Origin of the sequence: Comamonas sp. UBA7840 (genome assembly GCF_002501455.1) — a bacterium.
GTDB classification, from domain to species: domain Bacteria; phylum Pseudomonadota; class Gammaproteobacteria; order Burkholderiales; family Burkholderiaceae_C; genus Comamonas; species Comamonas jiangduensis.
This window is the reverse complement of the sequence record NZ_DLTI01000023.1, coordinates 30,452-51,078: the sequence shown is the minus strand read 5'-3', so window position 1 is coordinate 51,078 and position 20,627 is coordinate 30,452. Positions and strand designations below refer to the sequence as shown.

Sequence of the window (20,627 nt, the reverse complement as noted above, 5' to 3'; positions counted from 1 at the left end):
AGGAGCCTCTGCGGCGTTTTTCATGGGCAGGGCATGGACCGTCTCCATGTCTGGCCTCTGTTTGATTGGAGATGCATTCGATGACCAGCCCCGCCCCCTCGCGCCATATCGCTCTGCCCGGCACCACCAACTTCCGGGATCTGGGCGGCTATCGCGGCCACCAAGGCCGCTCCGTACGCTGGCGTGTGCTGTTTCGCTCCGACCATCTGGCCGATCTGACCCCCGAAGGCGTGCAAGCGCTGCACGGCCTGGGCGTGCGCCGCAGCGCCGATTTTCGCGGTGCGCAAGAGCGCCGTGTGGATGCCTATGCCTGGGATGGCTTGCACACCCACGCCCTGATGGTCGAGCCCACGGTGGTGCAAAAAGCGTTTGCCTTGATCCACGCCGGGGGCAGCTTGACCGCAGCAGACAGCGTGGCGCTGATGCAAGAGACCTACCGCCACTTTGTGCGCGACAACACGGTGCAGTTTGCACAGCTGTTTCAACTGCTGCTGGAAGACGAGGTGCCTACGGTGTTCCACTGCACGGCGGGCAAAGACCGCACGGGCTGGGCTGCCGCCCTGATTCTGGAGGCGCTGGGTGTGGCCCGTGCCGACATCGAACACGACTACCTGCTGACCAACCAGTTCTACCAACGCCCGGCTGCCATGGCCGCGCGCGCGGCGCAGGCCATGCCCCAAGACATTCTGGATGTGCTGTGGCGCGTGCAACCCTCGTTCCTTGCCAGTGCCTACGACATGGTGGAGCGCGAGCATGGCGGCATGCAGCGTTATTTGCGTGAGGTCATGCAGCTCGATGAGCACGCCCTGCATGCTTTGCGTGCGCGGTATTTGCAGGGCTGAAATACCGGACATCCAAGGAGGGCGGCGTGCAGGTGCTTTGCACCCGCGTTAAACTGCCTAAATTGAGAGCACTGCACGCTGAATGAATCAGCGTTTGTGACATTTTTAAGCATTTATTGCCAACTCCGGGTTCATGCCCTGCCTTGGCAGCACTATCGCCACCGCCATGTTCAGCCGTCGTTTCTTGCTGGCCGCTGCCGCCGCCAGTACCTTGTGGATCAGTGCTTGTTCGCAGGCCGTGCCCACCAAGATCAGCGTGACACAAGCGCAACTGGAACAGGGACTGAAAAATCAATTTCCCAAGCAGTTTCCAATTGCTGGCTTGCTGCAGCTCGACATGCAGCAACCCCAACTGCTGTTGCTGCCCGTGAGCAATCAGCTACAAACGGATTGGGTGGTGCAACTGTCGGGCCCGGCGCTGCGCCAGAGCTTCAGCGGCCAAATGCGCGTGCGCTTTGGCTTGTACTACGAGCCCAAAGACCGCAGCGTGCGCGCCCAACGTGTGGAAGTGTTGTCGCTGCAGCTGGAAGACGCCAACCCCGCCATCGCCGAGATGGTGCAAACCTATGGCCAGCGTGTGGCCCAACAAGCCTTGCAAGGCTTTGCGCTGTACACCGTCAAACCCGAAGAGATGGAGCTGATGGACAACCTGGGCCTGCGGCCCGGGGCGATTACGGTCACCGGGCAAGGGCTGGATGTGGCGATTGAAGCCCAGCCTGCCGCAGCGGCCAAGTAATCACCAAGAACCCGTCCTGGGTGCGAGCTTGGACGCTGGTGTGCCCGGGGTAAGCGCATTAACATCGGCAACTTGATGCAACGAGAGGCCGCAGCGCTGGTGCTGCGGCGTTGGTAGGAGTGAATGACGATGCAGCCATCCCAAGCCCACCCAATCACCCGCAAATGGCCCGCGCAGTTTCCCGACTGGCTGCAGCTGTACTCTTTGCCGACCCCCAATGGCATCAAGGTGTCGGTCATGCTGGAAGAGGTGGGGATTCCGTATGAAGCGCACCGGGTCGACATCCAGGCCAACGACCAGTTCTCGCCCGAGTTTCTGGCACTGAACCCGAACAACAAAATTCCCGCCATTTTGGATCCCCACGGCCCCGGCGGCCAGCCCTTGGCGCTGTTTGAGTCGGGTGCCATCCTGATCTATCTGGCTGAAAAATCGGGGCAACTGCTGCCGCTGGATGCCGCGCAGCGCTACGAGACCCTGCAATGGCTGATGTGGCAAATGGGCGGCGCCGGGCCCATGTTTGGTCAGGTGGGTTTTTTTCACCGCTATGGCGGCAAAGATTTTGAGGACAAGCGCCCCTTGCAGCGCTATGTGAATGAATCCAAACGCTTGCTGGGTGTGCTGGATCAGCGCCTGGCAGGCCGTGAATGGATCATGGGCCGGGACTACAGCATTGCCGACATTGCCGTGCTGCCCTGGGTGCGCTGCCTGCACGTGAACTACGAGGCCGACGAGCTGCTGGAGTTGGCGCGCTTTCGCAACGTGCAGCGCGTGCTGGCCGCTTGGCTGGATCGCCCCCCGGTGCAGCGCGGCCTGAACATGCCGCCAGCGCCGCACTCCCCCTAAAACCTGCATCGTTGCGCACCTGGAACGCACTGTCGCGGCTTCAGGGGCTTGGTAAGTGGTGACCAAGCCCTTATCTTGGAAGGATTGCAACGCTGCAGCGTTGTCTGCCCACAGGGGGTGGGCACGGCAGCACCAGCGCAGGAGCGACACGGATGTCAGCATCCCCCATCATTCAGACTTTGCCATTGGGTGCGCAATGGCCCTGTATGGATCCCTTTTTGTTTTGTGCCCACCACAACGATGCCTACCCCGCCGGCGACGGCAAGATGGGCGTGCAAGCGGTGGAGCTGCAAGACCGGCCCATGGGCAGCGACTTCAGCGGCAAGGACGGTTTTTCCATGTACCACGGCGACCATGTGCCCGGCTTTCCCGGCCACCCGCACCGTGGTTTTGAGACCGTGACCCTGGTGCGCAAGGGCCTGATCGACCATGCCGACTCCCTCGGTGCAGCCGCCCGCTTTGGCGGCGGCGATGTGCAGTGGGTCACGGCCGGTGCGGGCATCATGCACAGCGAGATGTTTCCGCTGCTGCACACCGAGCAGTCCAACCCGCTGGAGCTGTTCCAGATCTGGCTGAACCTGCCAGCCAGCCACAAGATGGTTCAGCCCCACTTCACCATGCTGTGGAACGAGCGCATTCCGCGCTTGCACCATACCGATGCAGGGGGCCAGCAGACCACGGTGACCGTGGTGGCGGGTGCCTTGGCCGGTGCTGGCGCGCCTTTGCCGCCACCGCCTGAGTCGTGGGCCAGCCAAGCGCGCTCGGACGTGGCGATCTGGACCATTCGCATGGAGCCAGGCGCCCACTGGACGCTGCCAGCAGCCCAAGGCGCTGACACACGCCGCATGCTCTACTGGTTTGGGGGCAGTCGCCTGCAGCTGGAAGGCGCCAGCCTGAGCGAGCACGCCGCCTTGCAGGTGGAAGGGGGCCGTGATCTGGCGCTGGTCAATACCGGCACGGACGTGGCCGAGCTGGTGCTGCTGCAGGGCGCACCGCTGCGTGAGCCCGTGGCGCAGTACGGCCCGTTTGTCATGAACACGCAGGAAGAAATCATGCAGGCCATGACGGACTTTCGCCGCACCCAGTTTGGCGGCTGGCCTTGGGACAGCCATGCCCCCGTGCACGGCAGCGCGCCACGTCGCTTTGCACGCTACCCCGGCGCAACCGAAGACGAAGTGCCCAGCGCTTAGAGGCCGATTCGTGGCCCGCTGATACGTCCTTGCTTCGGCTTGACGTACCTTGGGTGCATAAAGCGCTTGCGCTTAAGCGCCCAGCGAAGAAGCCATGCCCTGCAAAGCTTGTGGGGGATGGGGGACAATGCAGCGCATACCAACCGTGGCGGCCTGAGGCCGCCACTTCTTTTGTGGCACAACCCATGAACATCACCAAAGACACAGCGGTCACGCTGAACTACAAGATTCACGAAGTCCTCAAGGGCGGCATTGCGGGCGGCTTGCTGGACAAGGGCGATGTGGCTTACCTGCACGGTGGCTACGACAACATCTTCGCCAAGGTAGAAGCTGCCCTGGAAGGCAAGACCGTGGGCGATACGCTGACCATTGACCTGTGCGTGGACGACGCATTTGGCCCGCACGACCCGAGCCTGCAGCGCAGCATTCCCAAGGGGGAATTCCCTGCCGGCGTGAAGGTGGGCGGCCAGCTGCGCGGCACCGACGACCAAGGTCTGCCCCAGATTTACAACGTGGTGAAGATCAAGGGCCCTGTGGTGCTGCTGGACGGCAATCACCCCCTGGCAGGCAAAGCGCTGCGCTTTAGCTGCAAGGTGACCGAGCTGCGCGCAGCCTCGGAAGAAGAAATTGCCCACCGCCACGTGCACGGCGGCCACGGCCACCACCACCACCACTAACACTCCGCAAATGCGCCCCTTGGTACGTCCTGGCTTCGCTGGGTCGTACCTTGGCTTGGCACCGCAGTGCCTGCGGCTTTGCCCCTTGTCGCAGTTGCTAACCTGCGTTGGGCCGGGTAGTGGGCACGGCGCTGCGCAAAGACTGTGGGCTTCAGCCTCTGCAGCAACCGCCTCAGGGCGGTTTTTTGTTGGTTGAATAATTAAAAAAGAGAGCTGCTTGCGCTTATTGGTAAATGGTTTTAGATGCTTATCTATCTGAAATCATGTTCAATATTGCGCTGACAGCTCTCTTTTTTAGCGTCTGCGCAGCAAGGCGCGGCGCAGCAAGCGCGCGGCACGGTCGCGGATCTGGAAGGGGCTGTGCCCGTGCGCGGGCTGAAATTTGGCGCGCTGGCAGGCCGCGAGAAAGTCGCCCAGCAGCACGCCGCTGTCGATGGTGGGGCTGTCAGGGTTGTGGAACTCTGGGTGCCATTGGGTGGCGGCGATATAGCTTTTGCCGGGGGCGTGGCGGTAGATGGCCTCGGGAATGTGGTCGGGCACGCTCCACGCCTCCACCGCAAACTCCGGTGCCACGGTTTTGATGCCTTGGTGGTGAATGCTGTTGACCCGCGCCATGTAGGTGTTAGGGTACAGCTGCGCCAGGCGCGAGCCTTTGACGATGTGGATGTCGTGCTGGTGCCGGTCGTAGATGGTGGCATTGCGGTGCATCTGCGCGCCGGGTACCTGGGTCAGGATGTCTTGGTATAGCGTGCCGCCAAAGGCCACGTTGATCAGCTGCAGCCCACGGCACACACCAAAAATGGGTTTGCCCGCCTGGCTGAAAGCCTCGACCACGGCCAGGTCATACAGGTCGCGCACGCGGTCGCCCAGCCACTCGGGACGCAGGGGTTCTTCGCCATAGCTGCCGGGCCAGACATCGGCGCCGCCGTGCATGACCACGCCGTCCAGCCACTCGGCGTAATGCGCCAGCGTGACATCGCCCTTGGCAGTCTCGCCCATGGGGCAAGGCACCATCACCACCATGGCGCCGCTGGACATGATCCAGTGCGCAATCGATTGCTCTACGTATTGCAGGGTTTTGCCTGTGAACAGGGGGCGGCTGGGGTCGGCGTGCGAGAAACAGGCAGATAAGCCGATTTTGAGTCGGCGCTTGGCGGGTGGCGACATGGCAGCAGGCAGAGCAAGGGATGGCCTTGTTTGTAACCGGGTGCTGCGGTTTTGTCATGTAGGAGAGCGGCGGCAGCCGCTGGGCGTGCGGGCGGTGCAGCGCGGTTTGGTCGTGCAGAAAAACCCTATAAGACCGAGGGAAGGTCGGTTGCCCCGGGCGTGTACCAGACCGCGCAGCGGTTGATGCGGATCAAAATTCCGCCGTCTGCCGACTTGCAGGCCGTTAATTTTCCCCCACACTGTCCATGTCAAGCAGCAGGTTGCAAGCGCGCCCGGCACTGCTAGGATGTAGCCAAGACCTGATTTCTGCTGGCCTCAGCAAAACCCGCTGTGCGATGAACGGCACGGCATTTGGCGACAAGGAGAGAGCATGCAAGTACAAGTCCATACCGACGCAACCATCCAGGGTGGCGATTCGCTGGAAACATGGGCCAAAGAAGAGATCAACACCAAGTTGGCTCGGCTGAAGGAGTACGTGGTGCGTGTGGAAGTGTTCCTCACCGGCGTAGATGCGCTCAAGGCCACTGGGGGCCCCGGCAAGAAATGCGTGCTGGAAACCCGGGCCAACGGCCGCCCGCCGATTGCCGTGAACGCCGAGGCAGAAAAGGTCAAAGACGCCTTTAACGCGGCGCTTGAGAAACTGCGCCGTGCCGTGGAAGCCGATCTGGACAAGGTGCGCGAAAAACATGGCCGTGAGAGCGTGCGCGGGGTGGATGACGCCGCCACCGGCACAGAGGGCTAATTGCCAGCCGCAGTCTGATTCACTGACGCACTGACATCTTTCAACGAAAAAAGCCATGACTGCTCAGGTCATGGCTTTTTTCATAGGCGCTACATGGGTGCTCCAGGGCGCGTTGAAAGCGGTATGGCTTACACGGTTTCTGCGGTCAAAGCGCCGGGCGTGGTCAGCTTGTCGGCTACCAGCAGCGACTTCATCTTGGCTTGGCTCATGATGCCCAGCTCTTCTGCCACCACGGCAATCGGCTTGCCCGAAGCGATGGCCGTCTTGGCAATTTGGGCCGCCTTTTCGTAGCCAATCATGGGGTTCAGGGCGGTCACCAGGGTCACGGACTCGGCAATGCGCGCATCCAGCAGGCTGGTGTTGGCTTCAATGCCTTCTACACAGTTCACTTGCAAGGTCTTGCAGGCATTGCTCAGGTGACTCAGGCTTTGGTGCAGTGCCCAGGCCATCAAAGGCTCGAAGGCATTCAGTTGCAGCTGCCCGGCTTCCACAGCCATGGTGATGGCGGCGTCGTTGCCGATCACTTCAAAGCACACCTGGTTCATCACTTCGGGGATCACGGGATTGACCTTGCCGGGCATGATGGACGAGCCCGCTTGGCGCGCGGGCAGCTTGATGTCGCCCACACCGGCCTGGGGGCCGGAAGACAGCAGGCGCAGGTCATTGCTGATCTTGGACAGCTTGACGGCAATGCGCTTCAAAATGCCGGAAATGTCGGCAAATGCGCCGGTGTCGCCGGTGGCGGCGATCAAGTCCGCGGCCTTGACCACGGGCACGCCCGAGAATTCGGCCAGCTTGGGTACCACCACGTCGACATAGCCCACAGGGGCGTTGATGCCGGTACCAATGGCGGTGCCACCCATGTTGATCTCGCACATCAGGTAGGCGGATTCACGCAGGCGCTTTTCGTCATCGGCAATCATCGAGACAAAGGCGCTGAATTCCTGGCCCAGCGTCATCGGCACGGCGTCTTGCAGCTGGGTGCGGCCAATCTTGAGGACGTCTTTGAATTCTTCAGCCTTGGCCTGGAAGGCGCCGCGCAGCGCGGCCAGAGCGGCCAGCAGGTCTTGGATGCCAAAGTAGGTGGCCAGCTTGACCGCTGTGGGGTAGGCGTCGTTGGTGGATTGCGAAGCGTTGACGTGGTCGTTGGGGTGGATCACGTCGTAGCGGCCCTTGGGCAGCCCCAGGGTTTCCAAGGCGATGTTGGCAATCACCTCGTTGGCATTCATGTTCGTCGAGGTGCCTGCACCGCCCTGGATGACATCCACCACAAACTGCTCATGGTGCTGGCCAGCGATCAAGATGTCAGAGGCCTTGGCGATGGCATCGGCTTGCTGCTGGTTGATGGCACCCATAGCCAGATTGGCTGCAGCAGCGGCCTTCTTCACGTAGGCAAAGCCACGCACCAGCGCGGGCATATTGGCAACCGTGCGGCCCGTGATGGGAAAGTTCTCGACCGCACGGGCCGAATGCACGCCCCAGTAGGCGTTATCGGGAATGTCCTTGGGACCCAAAAAGTCGCTCTCTTGGCGCATAGCTATCACTCTCTGATGCAATAAAACAGGCGGGACGCACGTGCAAACGCCGCCCAGCAGGCGGCGTTTCAAGGCATACGTGGCAACGCCCTGTTCCACCGAAAGCGCTGCGTGTGCGGGGCCCAGTGGAGCAGGGCGATGCATGAATTATGAAATCTTTTTTGCATGGGTTGCACTGTGTTTGTGCATACATGCGTTGTGACTGCGCTTTATGGGTGCAAAAAGTATGAATTAGATGAATAAATAGGCATCAAAATGAATAAAAAGCATAGTTAGGTTGTTTTTCGACGAATTTCGCACTGAAATAGTGCGAATAACGAGTCCAAACTGGTGCGGATGCACAGAGTGCTCTGCATGAAAAACATTTCGAAACGCTTGCGAGGGCGCATATGGCAACCTTGCTGACAGACGCTGTGCAGGGCTGTGGTTACATTGGAGCCAGAAGGCGCGGCGTTGAGCCGCGCTGCCACACAACAAGGAGGACCTTATGACGACTGCAATACAGACACCCGCGATCAGCACCGCGCTGCCCGAGCGCTTTATGGCACGTATTGAAGGCCGTGTGCAGCACCGCGTGGGCGATGGCCCCACGGACGACATTCCTGTGGGGCTGGAAGTGCAGGTCGACGTAGCGATTGCCAGCATGGTGCTGTCATGGCTGAGCGAAGGCCAGCCCGTGACCGTGACGGTGGCCCGCGATGAATTTTTGTTCTATGTGGACGAAGGCAGCATCGTGATCTTGTCCTAGGCGCCGCCGTTGCCCCGCCTGCTCAGCGCAAGCCTTGTGCTGGCTTTTTTGCGCGCTGGGGGCGCTGGGCTTATTGGGGCACAGGGCTGCTGGTGGAGGCATGCCGGGTATCGTGCAGTGCCAATAAAAAAAGCCAAGTTATGAGACTTGGCTTTTTTAATAGCTGCTAGCGCTTGTCCAGCAAGCGTTAGCAGCCTATTTGCTTGTAATCCGCAAGGATTACTTGGCCACCACGCGCACCATTTCCAGGCACTTGTTGGAGTAGCCCCACTCGTTGTCGTACCAGGCCACGACCTTCACAAAGGTCTTGTCCAGGGCGATGCCGGCTTCAGCATCGAACACGGAGGTGCAGGTCTCGCCACGGAAGTCGGTGGCCACCACCTTGTCTTCGGTGTAACCCAGCACGCCCTTCAAAGCACCTTGGGATTGCGCCTTCATTTCCGCGCAGATTTCTTCGTAGGAAGCTTCGGTGTTCAGCTCCACCGTCAGGTCGACCACAGACACGTCGGACGTAGGCACGCGGAAGGACATGCCGGTCAGCTTCTTGTTCAGCTCAGGAATCACCACGCCCACGGCCTTGGCTGCGCCAGTGCTGGAGGGGATGATGTTTTCCAGAATGCCGCGGCCACCGCGCCAGTCTTTGTTGGAAGGGCCGTCCACGGTCTTTTGCGTGGCAGTGGCTGCGTGCACGGTGGTCATCAGACCGCGCTTGATGCCCCACTTGTCGTTCAGCACCTTGGCCACGGGTGCCAGGCAGTTGGTGGTGCACGAAGCGTTGGAGATGATGTCCTGGCCGGCGTAGGTCTTGCAGTTCACACCGAAGACGAACATGGGGGTCGCATCCTTGGAGGGGGCCGACATGATGACCTTCTTGGCGCCAGCGGCGATGTGCTTGCGGGCGGTTTCGTCGGTCAGGAACAGGCCGGTGGATTCGATCACCACTTCCGCGCCCACTTCGTTCCACTTCAGGTTGGCAGGGTCACGCTCTTGGGTCAGGCGGATCTTCTTGCCGTTGACCACCAGGGTGTTGCCTTCAACCGAAACTTCACCGTCAAAGCGACCGTGCACGCTGTCGTACTTGAGCATGTACGCCAGGTAGTCGGGCTCCAGCAGGTCGTTGATGCCAACGATTTCGATGTCCGAGAAGTTCTGGATGGCGGAACGCAGTACGTTACGGCCAATGCGGCCGAAGCCGTTGATACCAACCTTGATAGTCATAGTTGCCTCTTGCTATGGATAGGGGAGATAAGAAAACTGGTTCGACTGTACGTAAAACACCCGCCGAGGCCAAGGCCGGGGCGGGTGCTGTTGCATCAATTACTTGTTGCGCTGGATCGCTTCAATCACGGTGGCGCTGACGTTCTCTGCTGTGAAGCCAAAGTGCTTGAACAGCACAGGGGCAGGTGCCGATTCGCCGTAGGTGTCGATACCCACTACGGCGGCGCAGCCGTACTTCCACCAGAAGTCGGTCACGCCCATTTCCACCGCGATGCGGGGGATGCCGGCAGGCAGCACGCTGGTCTTGTACGCCACGTCCTGCTTGTCGAAGGTGGTGGTGCTGGGCATGGAAACCACGCGCACGCCAATCTTTTGCGCAGCCAGCATCTTCTGTGCGGCCAAAGCCAGTTGCACTTCGGAGCCGGTGGCAATGATCACGGCCTGGGCCTTGCCCTTGATGCCCACATCCTTGGGCTCGGACAGCACGTACGCACCGTTGGCGATGTGGTCCAGCGCATCTTCGCTCTTGGGTGCGTAGGCCAGGTTCTGGCGGCTCAGCAGCAGTGCGGTGGGCTTGTTCTTTTGGCTCAGAGCCACGGTCCAGGCCACGGCAGTTTCCGTGGTGTCAGCGGGGCGCCATACGTCCAGACCGGGGATCAAACGCAGCGATGCAGCGTGTTCGATCGACTGGTGGGTGGGGCCGTCTTCGCCCAGACCGATGGAGTCGTGCGTGAACACATGGATCACGCGCTGCTTCATCAGCGCAGCCATGCGGATGGCGTTACGGCTGTAGTCGGAGAACGTCATGAACGTCCCGCCGTAGGGGATGTAACCACCGTGCAGCGCCACGCCGTTCATGATGGCGGCCATACCAAACTCACGCACACCGTAGTTGATGTGGCGGCCGATCTGGCCCTCTTCGGTCTTGACCACTGCGCCCTTGGCGTCCACGCGGAAAGCGGGGGTGGACTTGGTGTTGGTCAGGTTGGAGCCTGTCAGGTCGGCGGAGCCGCCCAGCAGTTCAGGCAGGGCTGCAGTCAGGCCTTCCAGGGCCAGCTGGCTGGCCTTGCGGCTGGCCACGGTAGCGGCGGTGTCGTGGGCTGCAGAGGCGATTTGTGCGGCCACTTCCAGGAAGTTGGCGGGCAGCTCACCGGCCATGCGGCGCGTGAATTCGGCCGCTTGTGCGGGGAAAGCCTTGGCGTAGGCCGCGAACTTCTTGTTCCAGGCAGCTTCCAGCTTCTTGCCGTTGGCCTTGCAATCCCAGTCGGCGTACACGTCAGCAGGGATTTCAAACGGAGCTGCCGTCCAGCCCAGTGCGGCGCGGGTCAGTGCGATTTCTTCGGCACCCAGTGGCTCGCCGTGGGCCTTGGAGGTGTTGGCGCGGTTGGGCGAGCCCTTGCCGATGTGCGTCTTGCAGCAGATCAGGGTGGGCTTGTCCTTGCTCTTCTTGGCAGCAGCAATCGCTGCGTCCACGGCGTCCACGTTGTGGCCGTCAACGTCACGGATCACGTTCCAGCCGTAGGCTTCAAAGCGTGCAGGCGTGTTGTCGGCAAACCAGGGCGTGACCTTGCCGTCGATGGAAATTTCGTTGTCGTCCCACAGGGCGATCAGCTTGTTCAGCTTCCAGGCGCCAGCCAGCGAAGCGGCTTCGTGCGAGATGCCTTCCATCAGGCAGCCGTCACCCATGAACACGAAGGTGTGGTGGTCGACGATCTCGTGCTTGGGCTGGTTGAACTCGGCAGCCAGCAGCTTTTCAGCCAGTGCAAAACCCACGGCATTGGTGATGCCCTGGCCCAGTGGGCCGGTGGTGGTTTCCACGCCAGGGGTGATGCCCACTTCGGGGTGGCCTGCGGTCTTGCTGTGCAACTGGCGGAAGTTCTTGAGCTCTTCCATGGGCAGGTCGTAACCGCTCAGGTGCAGCAGCGCGTAAATCAGCATCGAGCCGTGGCCGTTGGACAGAATGAAGCGGTCGCGGTTGGCCCAGTGGGGGTTCACGGGGTTGTGCTTGAGGTGGCGGCTCCACAGCGCCACCGCCATGTCGGCCATGCCCATGGGGGCACCGGGGTGGCCGGAGTTAGCTTGTTGCACTGCGTCCATAGCCAGAGCGCGGATTGCGTTGGCCATCATTGGGGTGTTTGCCATGGGAAGGTGATTCCGGAGGGATTGATTCAAAGATGGCGAGATTTTACCGATGTGGGCCCGAGCCGGTTTCCATGCAATTACATAGCCCCCTGCATCGCCTACAGTGAGGGCTGTTGCACGCATGTGCACGCAAGAAAACACGCACGAAAAACTGGTAGCCCATGACTTTTGCAAACCTTCCCGCCATGTTACTGGCCGCAGGCCGCGGCGAGCGCATGCGCCCGCTGACTGACACCACCCCCAAGCCCTTGCTGGCCGTGCAGGGCCAGCCTTTGCTGGACTGGCACATGGCTGCTTTGCAGCGCGACGGTGTGCGCAAGGTGGTGGTCAACACTGCGTGGTTGGGCGCGCAGATTCCTGCACACCTGAATGCGCGGTGGCCGCAGCAGGGCATGCTGCTGCAGTACTCGCACGAGCAAGCAGATTTTGGCCATGCGCTGGAAACCGCAGGCGGTATCGCGCGTGCCCTGCCCTTGCTGGGGGAGGCGTTCTGGCTGGCCGCAGGCGATGTGTTTGCCCCGGACTTTGTGTTTGATGCCGCTGCCGCACAGGCCTTTGTGCAGTCGAACGACCTGGCCCATGTGTGGCTGGTGCCCAACCCCGCGCACCACGTGCAAGGCGACTTTGGCCTGGACGAAAGCGCGCCGGGCAGCGGCACGGGGCGGGCTTTGAATTTGCCGCCTGCAGACATCAGCCGCGACGCGCTGCCGCGATGGACCTACAGCACCATCGCCTTGCTCAAAGCCGAGCTGTTGACCGCGCCGTGGTGTGAGCTGGCAGCAGGCAACCCCACGGGCGTGGCTGCGCCGCTGGCACCGCTGCTGCGCCGGGCGATGGATGCAGGCCGCTGCGGCGCCACCCTCTACACCGGGCGCTGGACCGATGTGGGCACGCCCGAACGCTTGGCCCAGCTCAACGCTGCAGAAGCGGCTGCATATAAAAAGTGAGCGGCTGTCGCATGTGTGCAGTGCATTTGCTTATGAAAGATAGTTAAATCAGGCATAGGAGCTGCGCAAGCCGCTCCTTCTTTTTTCAATTTCCCCACAGCAACGGCGGGGGCAAACGCCGTTGATGGATGCAGACATGGACGTGGAATGGAGCACCTACGGGTGGCTGATCGGGGTGGTGGTGCTGGCCTCGGCCTGCCAGAACCTGACGGGCTTTGCCTTTGGGCTGATTTTTGTGGGCCTGGCCGGTGCCTTACACCTGATGCCGATTGCCGATGCGGCGAATGTGGCGGGCTTGCTGTCGCTGGTCAACGGCTTGGTGTATTTGCGCAGCCACCCCTTTGAGCCGCGCTGGGATTTGCTCAAGCCGATTTTGGCCAGCAGCTTGCTGGGCGTGCTGGGTGGGCTGGCGCTGCTGCACTGGCTCAGCGGCGATTCGGTGCGCGTGCTGCGCATGTTGCTGGGCGTGACCATCATTGCCTGCGCCATCATGTTGCTGCTGCAAAAACAGCAGCGCGCCACGCTCTCGGGCAAGCTGGCCAACTGGGTGGCGGGCCTGCTGTCGGGCCTGCTGGGCGGGCTGTTTTCCACGTCGGGGCCGCCCATGGTCTACCACCTGTACCGCCAGCCGCTGTCGCCTGTGCTGGTGCGCCAGTGCCTGATGGTGATGTTTTTGGCGAATGTGGTGCTGCGCCTGGGGATTGTGATTCCGGCGGGCGAGTTGTCGCTGTCATCGCTCATCACCGCTGCCGTGGCCGTGCCGGTGGTGGCGGGCGTGACGTGGCTGCTGGTGAAGTTTCCCCCGCCGCTGTCCACCCGCATGCTGCAGTGGATGGTGTGCAGCCTGCTGCTGATCGCCGGGGTGAGCATGCTGCTGTCGTAGCGGCCTCCCACAGGAGGGGCTTGATGACCCTTGGTCAGCAGGCTCTCGCAGGCCCTGTGCGGCGCAGTGCCTCGCAGCGGCGCTACGATAGCTGCTATGACCTCTGTTTACGCACAACGCCGCGCCCGTCTGGCTGCCCAATTGGGCGATGGCGGCATCGCCATCATTCCCACGGCTGCAGAGCGTGGCCGTAACCGCGACAACAGCTATCTGTTTCGCCACGACAGCTATTTTTATTACCTGACCGGCTTTACGGAGCCCCACGCCTGCCTGGTACTCAAGGCCGACGGCAGCAGCACCTTGTTTTGCCAGCCCAAAGACCTAGAGCGCGAAATTTGGGACGGCTACCGCCTGGGCCCGCAAGCGGCCGTGGCTACGTTGGGCATGAGCGAGGCGTTTTCATGGGATGAGATCGACCAGCGCCTGCCCCGCCTGCTGGAAAACCAGGCCACCGTCTGGTGGCCGTTTGCCACGCACGAAGGCTGGGCCGCCCGTGTGGAAGGCTGGCTGGGCAGCGTGCGTGCCCGCACCCGTGCCGGGGCGCTGTGCCCAAGTCAGCAAGGTGATGTCTGCACGCTGCTGGACGAAATGCGTCTGATCAAAGACGCGCACGAACTGGCCATCATGCGTCGTGCGGGGCAGATCAGCGCCCGTGCCCACATCCGCGCCATGCAGCGCAGCGCACGCATGCTGCGTGCGGGGCAAGACTGCCGCGAATACCACCTCGATGCCGAGCTGCTGCATGAATTTCGCCAAGGCGGTGCCGAAGGCGTGGCCTATGACTCCATCGTCGCCGCCGGGCCGAACGCCTGCGTGCTGCACTACCGGGCCGACAAAGCACCCGTGCGCAGCGGTGATCTGGTGTTGATTGATGCGGGGTGCGAGCTGGAAGGCTATGCCAGCGATATCACCCGCACCTTCCCGGCCGATGGCCGCTTCACCGGCCCGCAGCGCGCGCTGTATGACTTGGTGCTGGAGAGCCAGAAAGCCGCGATTGCGGCCACCAAGGCCGGCAACCGCTTCAACGACCCGCACGACGCCACCGTGGCGGTGCTGGCGCAAGGCATGCTGGATGTCGGGCTGCTGGACAAATCCAAATACGGCAATGCGCAGGACGTGATTGCCCAGCGTGCCTACTTCCAGTTCTACATGCACCGCACGGGCCACTGGCTGGGCATGGATGTGCACGACTGCGGCAGCTATGTGGAGATGAGTGAGCTGGCCCACAGCAGCACACGCACAGACCCCCTGTCGGGCGAGGTCATCACCCGCCCCAGCCGCATCTTGCGCCCCGGCATGGTGACCACCATCGAGCCTGGCATCTACGTGCGCCCGGCGCCCGGTGTGCCCGAGCAGTTCCACCACATCGGCATTCGCATTGAAGACGATGCCGTGGTGACCGAGACGGGTTGTGAACTGATCACCCGCGATGTGCCTGTAGAGGCCGCCGAAATTGAAGCGTTAATGCGCTGAACGTTGCAACTGTAAAACTGCAATGTTGGAACGCCAGTCAACAAAGGAAAGTATGAGCTTGCAAGACCTGTATATCCGCCGCGCCACCAAGATTGTGGCGACCTTGGGCCCTGCATCCAGCGACGTGCAACTGCTGGCCAAAATGATTGCCACCGGGGTGAACGTGGTGCGCCTGAACTTCAGCCACGGCACCGCGCAAGACCATATCGACCGCGCCAAAGCGGTGCGCGAAGCTGGCGTGATGGCCGGCCGTGAAGTGGCCATCATGGCCGACCTGCAAGGCCCCAAGATCCGCGTCGGCAAGTTTGCCGAAGGCAAAGTGATGCTCCAAGAAGGCGCGCCGTTTGTGCTGGATGCCTCGCGCACCGAACTGGGCGATTTCCAAGGCGTTGGCCTGGACTACAAAGAGCTGCCGCGCGATGTCAAATCCGGGGATGTGCTGCTGCTCAACGACGGGCTGATCGTGCTCACGGTGGACCGCGTGCTGGGCGCTGCCGTGCACACCACAGTGACGATTGGTGGTGAGCTGTCCAACAACAAGGGCATTAACAAGCAAGGTGGCGGCCTGACCGCGCCTGCGCTGACCGCCAAGGACATGGAAGACATCAAGACCGCCATGGCGCTGGGCGCCGACTATGTGGCGGTGAGCTTTCCCAAAAACGCGACCGACATGGAGATGGCGCGCCAGCTGTGCACCGTGGCCTGCGCGCCCGGCCAGCACCGCCCCGGTTTGATTGCCAAGATTGAGCGTGCGGAGGCCATTCCTCGCCTTGAAGAAATCTTGAAGGCCTCCGACGGCATCATGGTCGCGCGGGGTGACTTGGCGGTGGAAGTAGGCAATGCGGCTGTGCCTGCGCTGCAAAAGAAAATGATCCGCATGGCGCGCGAGATGGACAAGGTGGTCATCACCGCCACGCAGATGATGGAAAGCATGATCACCAACCCCGTGCCCACGCGCGCCGAAGTGAGCGACGTGGCCAATGCGGTGCTGGACGGCACCGATGCCGTGATGCTGAGCGCCGAGACCGCCGCCGGCAAATACCCGCTGGAAACCGTGCGCGAGATGGCCAAAATTTGCGCCGCTGCCGAAGCCGCCGAAGACCGCCGCCAAGACGCGCAGTTTGGCGAGCGTGAATTCACGCGCATTGACCAGGCGATTGCACTGGGTGCGCTGTTCACAGCGAACAAACTGGGCGCCAAAGCGATTGTGGCCATGACCGAAAGTGGCTCGACCGCGCTGTGGATGAGCCGCCACCGCATTCACACCCCGATTTACGCACTGACTCCCAACATCAGCACCCAGCGCAAAATGGCGCTGTACCGCAATGTGCGCCCCCTGCTGATGGACACCAGCGCGGAGCGTGACAAAGCCTTGGTGCAGGCGGAAGGCCATTTGCGCATGCGCGGCATTGTGCAGTCCGGCGATGTGTATGCCATCACCTGCGGTGAGCCCATGGGCCAGCCCGGGGGCTCCAACATGCTGCAAATTTGCCGCGTGCAGTAAAAAACACAGCCTGCACAGGCCTGCAACCGTGCCGGCTGCCAAGGCGATTGCCACACGCCATCGCCAGGCTGGGCATGGGCGGTTAAAATCGCCAGTTACCATGCGGTTACCACCGCACAAAATTTTTAGCTCAACCCTTACCGGACCACGACCATGCCTCTGATCTCGATGCGTGAAATGCTCGACCATGCCGCCGAAAACGGCTATGGCATCCCCGCCTTTAACGTCAACAACCTGGAACAAGTTCAGGCCGTGATGTCGGCGGCAGACGAAGTCGGCGCACCCGTGATCTTGCAGGCCTCCGCCGGTGCCCGTAAGTACGCCGGTGAGCCTTTCATCAAGCACCTGATTCAGGCCGCTGCCGAGATGTACCCCCACATCCCCCTGGTGATGCACCAAGACCACGGCACCACCCCCGAGGTGTGCCGCGGCGCGCTGGCATTGGGCTTTGGCTCGGTGATGATGGACGGCTCGTTGATGGGTGATGGCAAGACGCCTTCGTCTTTTGACTACAACGTGGACGTGACCAAGCAAGTGGTGGCCATGGCCCATGCCATCGGTGCCACCGTGGAAGGCGAGCTGGGCTGCCTAGGCAACCTGGAAACCGGCGATGCTGGTGAAGAAGACGGCATTGGCGCGGCAGGCAAGCTGGACCACAGCCAGATGCTGACCGACCCCGAAGAAGCCGCCGTGTTCGTGCGCGAAACCCAACTGGACGCCTTGGCGATTGCCATCGGCACCAGCCACGGTGCGTACAAGTTCAGCCGCCCCCCTACCGGTGACATTCTGTCCATCCAGCGCGTCAAGGAAATCCACGCCCGCATCCCCAACACCCACTTGGTGATGCACGGCTCTTCTTCGGTGCCCCAAGAGTTGCTGGCCATCATCAACCAGTACGGCGGCAAGATGAAGGAAACCTACGGCGTGCCCGTGTCGGAAATCCAGGAAGCCATCAAGCACGGCGTGCGCAAGGTGAACATTGACACCGACATCCGCCTGGCGATGACGGGCGCGGTGCGCAAGTTCCTGGCCGAGAATCCCGACAAGTTCGACGCCCGCGAATGGCTCAAGCCTGCGCGCGAAGCCGCCAAGCAAGTGTGCAAGGCACGCTATCTGGAATTCGGTTGCGAAGGCCAGGCTGCCAAGATCAAGGGCTACAGCCTGGAGCAAATGGCCAAGAAGTACGCCGCAGGCGAGCTGGCCCAGCTGGTGAAGTAATTGCCTGCCTGACCCCGTTGCCGCCTTGAGGCGTGCCGGGCGCTGGAAGAAAACCCGCATGGTGATGCCGTGCGGGTTTTTTTATGCTCGCAGCGGCGAAATCGCTCTGCCCTTTACGTGAGATTGTTAACTTTTGCAACAAATATCTGGAGGAGGGTCTTGCTGGTTCGGCATGTCAATATTGCATATCTTCATGCAAACTCTGTGGAAAGTTGTTCACAATCGCAGCAACAAGGAACTTTTATGAGCACAACCATTCTTCGTCGCACGCTGATTGCTTGCGGTGCAGCCCTGCTGGCAACCGGTACCGCATTGGCAGATGATGCTGCGTCCTACCCTAACAAGCCTGTCACCATCGTGGTGGGTTACCCCGCAGGTGGCTCGACCGACTTGGTGGGCCGTCTGGTGGCCAATGAAATTGAAAAGCATCTGGGCCAAACCGTGGTGGTGGAAAACCTCGGCGGCGCAGGTGGTGCAATTGGCGCGCAAAAGGTGGCCAATGCCAAGCCCGATGGCTACACCTTGCTGGTGGGCGCGAACAACGAAATCGCCATTGCCAACCAGATCAACAAGTCGGTGAAGTACAAGATTTCTGACTTCACGCCCATCGGCATGGTGGCTTCGCAGCCCATGGTGCTGGTGGCGTCGGCCAAGGCTGGTGTGAAGAACACCAAGGAATTTGTGGCGGCGGTCAAGGCCAATCCTGCCAAGTTCAGCTACGGCTCCTCAGGGGTCGGCACTGCGTTGCACCTGGCTGGCGAGATGATGAAGGACCAGGGCAAGATCGATATGCAGCACGTGCCTTACCGCGGCGTGCCTGCGTTGACCAACGACGTGCTGGGCAACAACATCGAATACGGCATTTTTGTGCTGTCTTCGGGCCTGCCGCTGATCAAGGCTGGCAAGGTCACGCCCATCGGCACCACCGAAGCCAAGCGCTACGCAGCGACCCCGGATATTCCTGCTCTGGCAGAAACGCCTGAGTTCAAGAACGTGGACATCAACTCGTGGTTTGCCATGATGGCGCCCGCGAACTTGCCTGCGCCTATCGCCGCCAAGCTCAAGACGGCACTGGACAAGACCATGGCTGCGCCGGAGTTCCGCAAGAAGATGGAAGACGCGGGCGCTGCGGTGATGGACAGCAAGACCGATGCTGGCAAGTACATCAACGGCGAAATCGCCAAGTACAAGAAGATCATCGACGTTGCGAAGATCGAGCTGTAAAAGCTCCCGCGCCTGCATCTCTGATGTCAAAAGCCCGCAAGGTTCTGGCCTTGCGGGCTTTTTTGTGGTCTGCGCAAACCATAGCTGCTAGCGCTTGCCAAACAAGGGTTTTAGATTGTTTTCTATCTGAAATCTTTATTTTGTAAGCGCGGCAAGCTCTTATTTTTGCAGCCGCACCGGCTCTAGCGCTTCCAGCCTCACGCCCTGATCCAGCAGGCTTTCATCGATGGGCTCGTCCAGCAGCAGGTTGCGCGCTAGCAAGCTGTAAGCCGCAGCGCTTTGGATGCCGTAGCCGCCTTGCGCCGCCACCCAAAACAGATTGGGCACGGTGTCATCCCAGCCAATCACCATCTCGCCATCGGCCACAAACGAGCGCAGGCCCGCCCAAGTGTGGGAGGGGCGACGAATCTGCAGCGTGGTGGCTTGCTCAATGTTCCAGATGCCGGTGGCAATGTCTTCCTCTTCGGGTTGCACATCGTGCGGATAGGTGGCATCGGCATTGGCGGGGCTGCCCAGCAGCTGGCCTGCGTCGGGCTTGAAGTAAAAGCTTTCGTCTGCGCTGATGACGGCGGGCCAGTGCGTGGCATCCATGCCCTCCGGCACGGCAAAGGTGAAGGCGCTGCGGCGTGCCGGCACCAGGCCAATGGCGCGGGCACCGGCCAACTCGCCAATCCCGTCGGCCCAGGCGCCAGCCGCATTCACCACGATGGCGGTCTGGACGCTGCGGCCATCGGCCAAGGTAATGCTCCACCTGCGGGTGTTGCCGTCGTGCGTGAGCGCGGTCACTTCTGCGTTGCACCACAGCTCGCCATGGGCATGGCGCAGGCCGCGCAAAAAGCCTTGGTGCAGGGCGTTGACATCGATGTCGCGTGCGCCATCGTCCACAAAGCCATCCACGATGCTGGCATTGAGCACCGGCACAATGGCGCGCAAGGCATCGCCGTCCAGGCGCTGGGCATCGGGCGAGTGCTCCACGGCCTCGGTGTAAGCGGCGTCAATCAGCGACTTGTGCGCCGCCGTGCCCACATACATCACGCCGCGCGGATGCAGGATGGGCGTGTCCACAAACCCGGCCGGCGGGTGCTCATAAAACGCCCGGCTGGCGCGCGTCAGCGCCTGCACTTGCTCGGGGCCGTAATGCTCTTCAAACAGGGCGGCCGAACGCCCGGTGGTGTGATAGCCGGGCTGGCTTTCGCGCTCCAGCAGCAGCACGCGCTGTCCGGCTTGGGCCAGCTGCCAGCCCACCGAAGCACCGGCCATGCCCGCACCCACCACCACCACATGCCATGTTGTATCAGTCATCTTGCATCTTTCGGATCAATCCAGTGTGAAACCTTACACCCCCCAGCGGGGCTTGCATGTGAGGGAACCCGCGCTGAGGGTGCAAACGGTTGCTTGATATGGGTCAAGCCTTGGGCGCAATTGCCCCTGCATTCGCGCATTGAAGACCTCTAAAACAAAACGCAAAGTCCATACTGGAAAACACTACATTCTGTTACCTCAAGGTGGTCGACCGGTTTGCAACCACTGTCACCGCC

The 20,627-nt window shown here is 61.5% G+C and carries 18 protein-coding genes; 13 read left to right on the top strand and 5 right to left on the bottom strand.

Translation table 11 applies throughout. The features are described 5' to 3' along the window. Window positions 1-80: 80 nt before the first annotated feature. The 5 genes from B3R00_RS08270 to B3R00_RS08250 all read left to right on the top strand — a co-directional run bounded on the left by B3R00_RS08270 (window position 81) and on the right by B3R00_RS08250 (window position 4,288). Complete coding sequence (locus tag B3R00_RS08270; RefSeq protein WP_286998597.1) at window positions 81-842, top strand: tyrosine-protein phosphatase; 762 nt, start codon at window positions 81-83, stop codon at window positions 840-842. Window positions 843-1,008: 166 nt separating this feature from the next. Continuing rightward, a complete protein-coding gene (locus tag B3R00_RS08265) occupies window positions 1,009-1,578 on the top strand; it encodes a DUF1439 domain-containing protein (RefSeq protein ID WP_219163198.1) in 570 nt (189 codons plus the stop codon). Between the two features lie 129 nt (window positions 1,579-1,707). Then, window positions 1,708-2,421: a glutathione S-transferase N-terminal domain-containing protein gene (locus tag B3R00_RS08260; protein ID WP_376747652.1), complete on the top strand. Its 714-nt coding sequence runs from the start codon at window positions 1,708-1,710 to the stop codon at window positions 2,419-2,421. A 152-nt stretch (window positions 2,422-2,573) separates the two neighbouring features. Continuing rightward, window positions 2,574-3,611 (top strand): pirin family protein, encoded by a 1,038-nt coding sequence (locus B3R00_RS08255; protein ID WP_286998593.1) that lies wholly within the window; start codon window positions 2,574-2,576, stop codon window positions 3,609-3,611. A gap of 185 nt (window positions 3,612-3,796) precedes the next feature. Further along, window positions 3,797-4,288, top strand: coding sequence for an FKBP-type peptidyl-prolyl cis-trans isomerase (locus tag B3R00_RS08250; protein WP_286998592.1), 492 nt, complete (start codon window positions 3,797-3,799; stop codon window positions 4,286-4,288). Between the two features lie 294 nt (window positions 4,289-4,582). Here the strand turns inward: B3R00_RS08250 and B3R00_RS08245 are convergent, their stop codons facing one another. Next, window positions 4,583-5,455 (bottom strand): gamma-glutamyl-gamma-aminobutyrate hydrolase family protein, encoded by an 873-nt coding sequence (locus B3R00_RS08245; protein WP_286998591.1) that lies wholly within the window; start codon window positions 5,453-5,455, stop codon window positions 4,583-4,585. Window positions 5,456-5,825: 370 nt separating this feature from the next. Between B3R00_RS08245 and B3R00_RS08240 the strand changes: the two genes are divergently transcribed. Continuing rightward, the gene (locus tag B3R00_RS08240; RefSeq protein ID WP_174863538.1) at window positions 5,826-6,197 is read left to right on the top strand and encodes an HPF/RaiA family ribosome-associated protein; all 372 of its coding nucleotides are present in this window, start codon (window positions 5,826-5,828) and stop codon (window positions 6,195-6,197) included. A gap of 128 nt (window positions 6,198-6,325) precedes the next feature. On the opposite strand, the gene B3R00_RS08235 is transcribed toward B3R00_RS08240, so the two are convergent. Continuing rightward, window positions 6,326-7,732, bottom strand: a complete 1,407-nt coding sequence (locus B3R00_RS08235) for an aspartate ammonia-lyase (protein ID WP_286998590.1) — start codon at window positions 7,730-7,732, stop codon at window positions 6,326-6,328. Between the two features lie 487 nt (window positions 7,733-8,219). On the opposite strand from B3R00_RS08235, the gene B3R00_RS08230 reads away from it, so the two are divergent. Further along, complete coding sequence (locus B3R00_RS08230) at window positions 8,220-8,480, top strand: hypothetical protein (RefSeq protein WP_219163186.1); 261 nt, start codon at window positions 8,220-8,222, stop codon at window positions 8,478-8,480. Window positions 8,481-8,699: 219 nt separating this feature from the next. On the opposite strand, the gene gap is transcribed toward B3R00_RS08230, so the two are convergent. Both gap and tkt read right to left on the bottom strand, forming a co-directional pair. Then, window positions 8,700-9,698, bottom strand: coding sequence for a type I glyceraldehyde-3-phosphate dehydrogenase (gap, locus tag B3R00_RS08225; RefSeq protein ID WP_286998587.1), 999 nt, complete (start codon window positions 9,696-9,698; stop codon window positions 8,700-8,702). A gap of 99 nt (window positions 9,699-9,797) precedes the next feature. Next, window positions 9,798-11,840, bottom strand: a complete 2,043-nt coding sequence (gene tkt / locus B3R00_RS08220; RefSeq protein WP_286998585.1) for a transketolase — start codon at window positions 11,838-11,840, stop codon at window positions 9,798-9,800. 161 nt (window positions 11,841-12,001) lie between these two features. On the opposite strand from tkt, the gene B3R00_RS08215 reads away from it, so the two are divergent. The 6 genes from B3R00_RS08215 to B3R00_RS08190 all read left to right on the top strand — a co-directional run bounded on the left by B3R00_RS08215 (window position 12,002) and on the right by B3R00_RS08190 (window position 19,089). Further along, window positions 12,002-12,787 carry a nucleotidyltransferase family protein gene (locus tag B3R00_RS08215; protein ID WP_286998583.1) on the top strand — a complete coding sequence of 262 codons (786 nt, stop codon included), beginning with the start codon at window positions 12,002-12,004 and terminating at the stop codon, window positions 12,785-12,787. A 136-nt stretch (window positions 12,788-12,923) separates the two neighbouring features. Then, entirely contained in the window at window positions 12,924-13,670 is a 747-nt protein-coding gene (locus B3R00_RS08210; RefSeq protein WP_286998581.1) for a TSUP family transporter, read from the top strand. 96 nt (window positions 13,671-13,766) lie between these two features. After that, a complete protein-coding gene (locus B3R00_RS08205; RefSeq protein ID WP_174863295.1) occupies window positions 13,767-15,143 on the top strand; it encodes an aminopeptidase P N-terminal domain-containing protein in 1,377 nt (458 codons plus the stop codon). A gap of 67 nt (window positions 15,144-15,210) precedes the next feature. Next, complete coding sequence (gene pyk, locus B3R00_RS08200; protein WP_219164859.1) at window positions 15,211-16,647, top strand: pyruvate kinase; 1,437 nt, start codon at window positions 15,211-15,213, stop codon at window positions 16,645-16,647. 153 nt (window positions 16,648-16,800) lie between these two features. Then, window positions 16,801-17,865 (top strand): class II fructose-bisphosphate aldolase, encoded by a 1,065-nt coding sequence (gene fba, locus B3R00_RS08195; RefSeq protein ID WP_286998579.1) that lies wholly within the window; start codon window positions 16,801-16,803, stop codon window positions 17,863-17,865. Window positions 17,866-18,108: 243 nt separating this feature from the next. Further along, the gene (locus tag B3R00_RS08190; RefSeq protein WP_286998578.1) at window positions 18,109-19,089 is read left to right on the top strand and encodes a Bug family tripartite tricarboxylate transporter substrate binding protein; all 981 of its coding nucleotides are present in this window, start codon (window positions 18,109-18,111) and stop codon (window positions 19,087-19,089) included. A 159-nt stretch (window positions 19,090-19,248) separates the two neighbouring features. Here the strand turns inward: B3R00_RS08190 and B3R00_RS08185 are convergent, their stop codons facing one another. Continuing rightward, entirely contained in the window at window positions 19,249-20,391 is a 1,143-nt protein-coding gene (locus B3R00_RS08185; protein ID WP_286998577.1) for an NAD(P)/FAD-dependent oxidoreductase, read from the bottom strand. Between the last annotated feature and the right edge of the window lie 236 nt (window positions 20,392-20,627).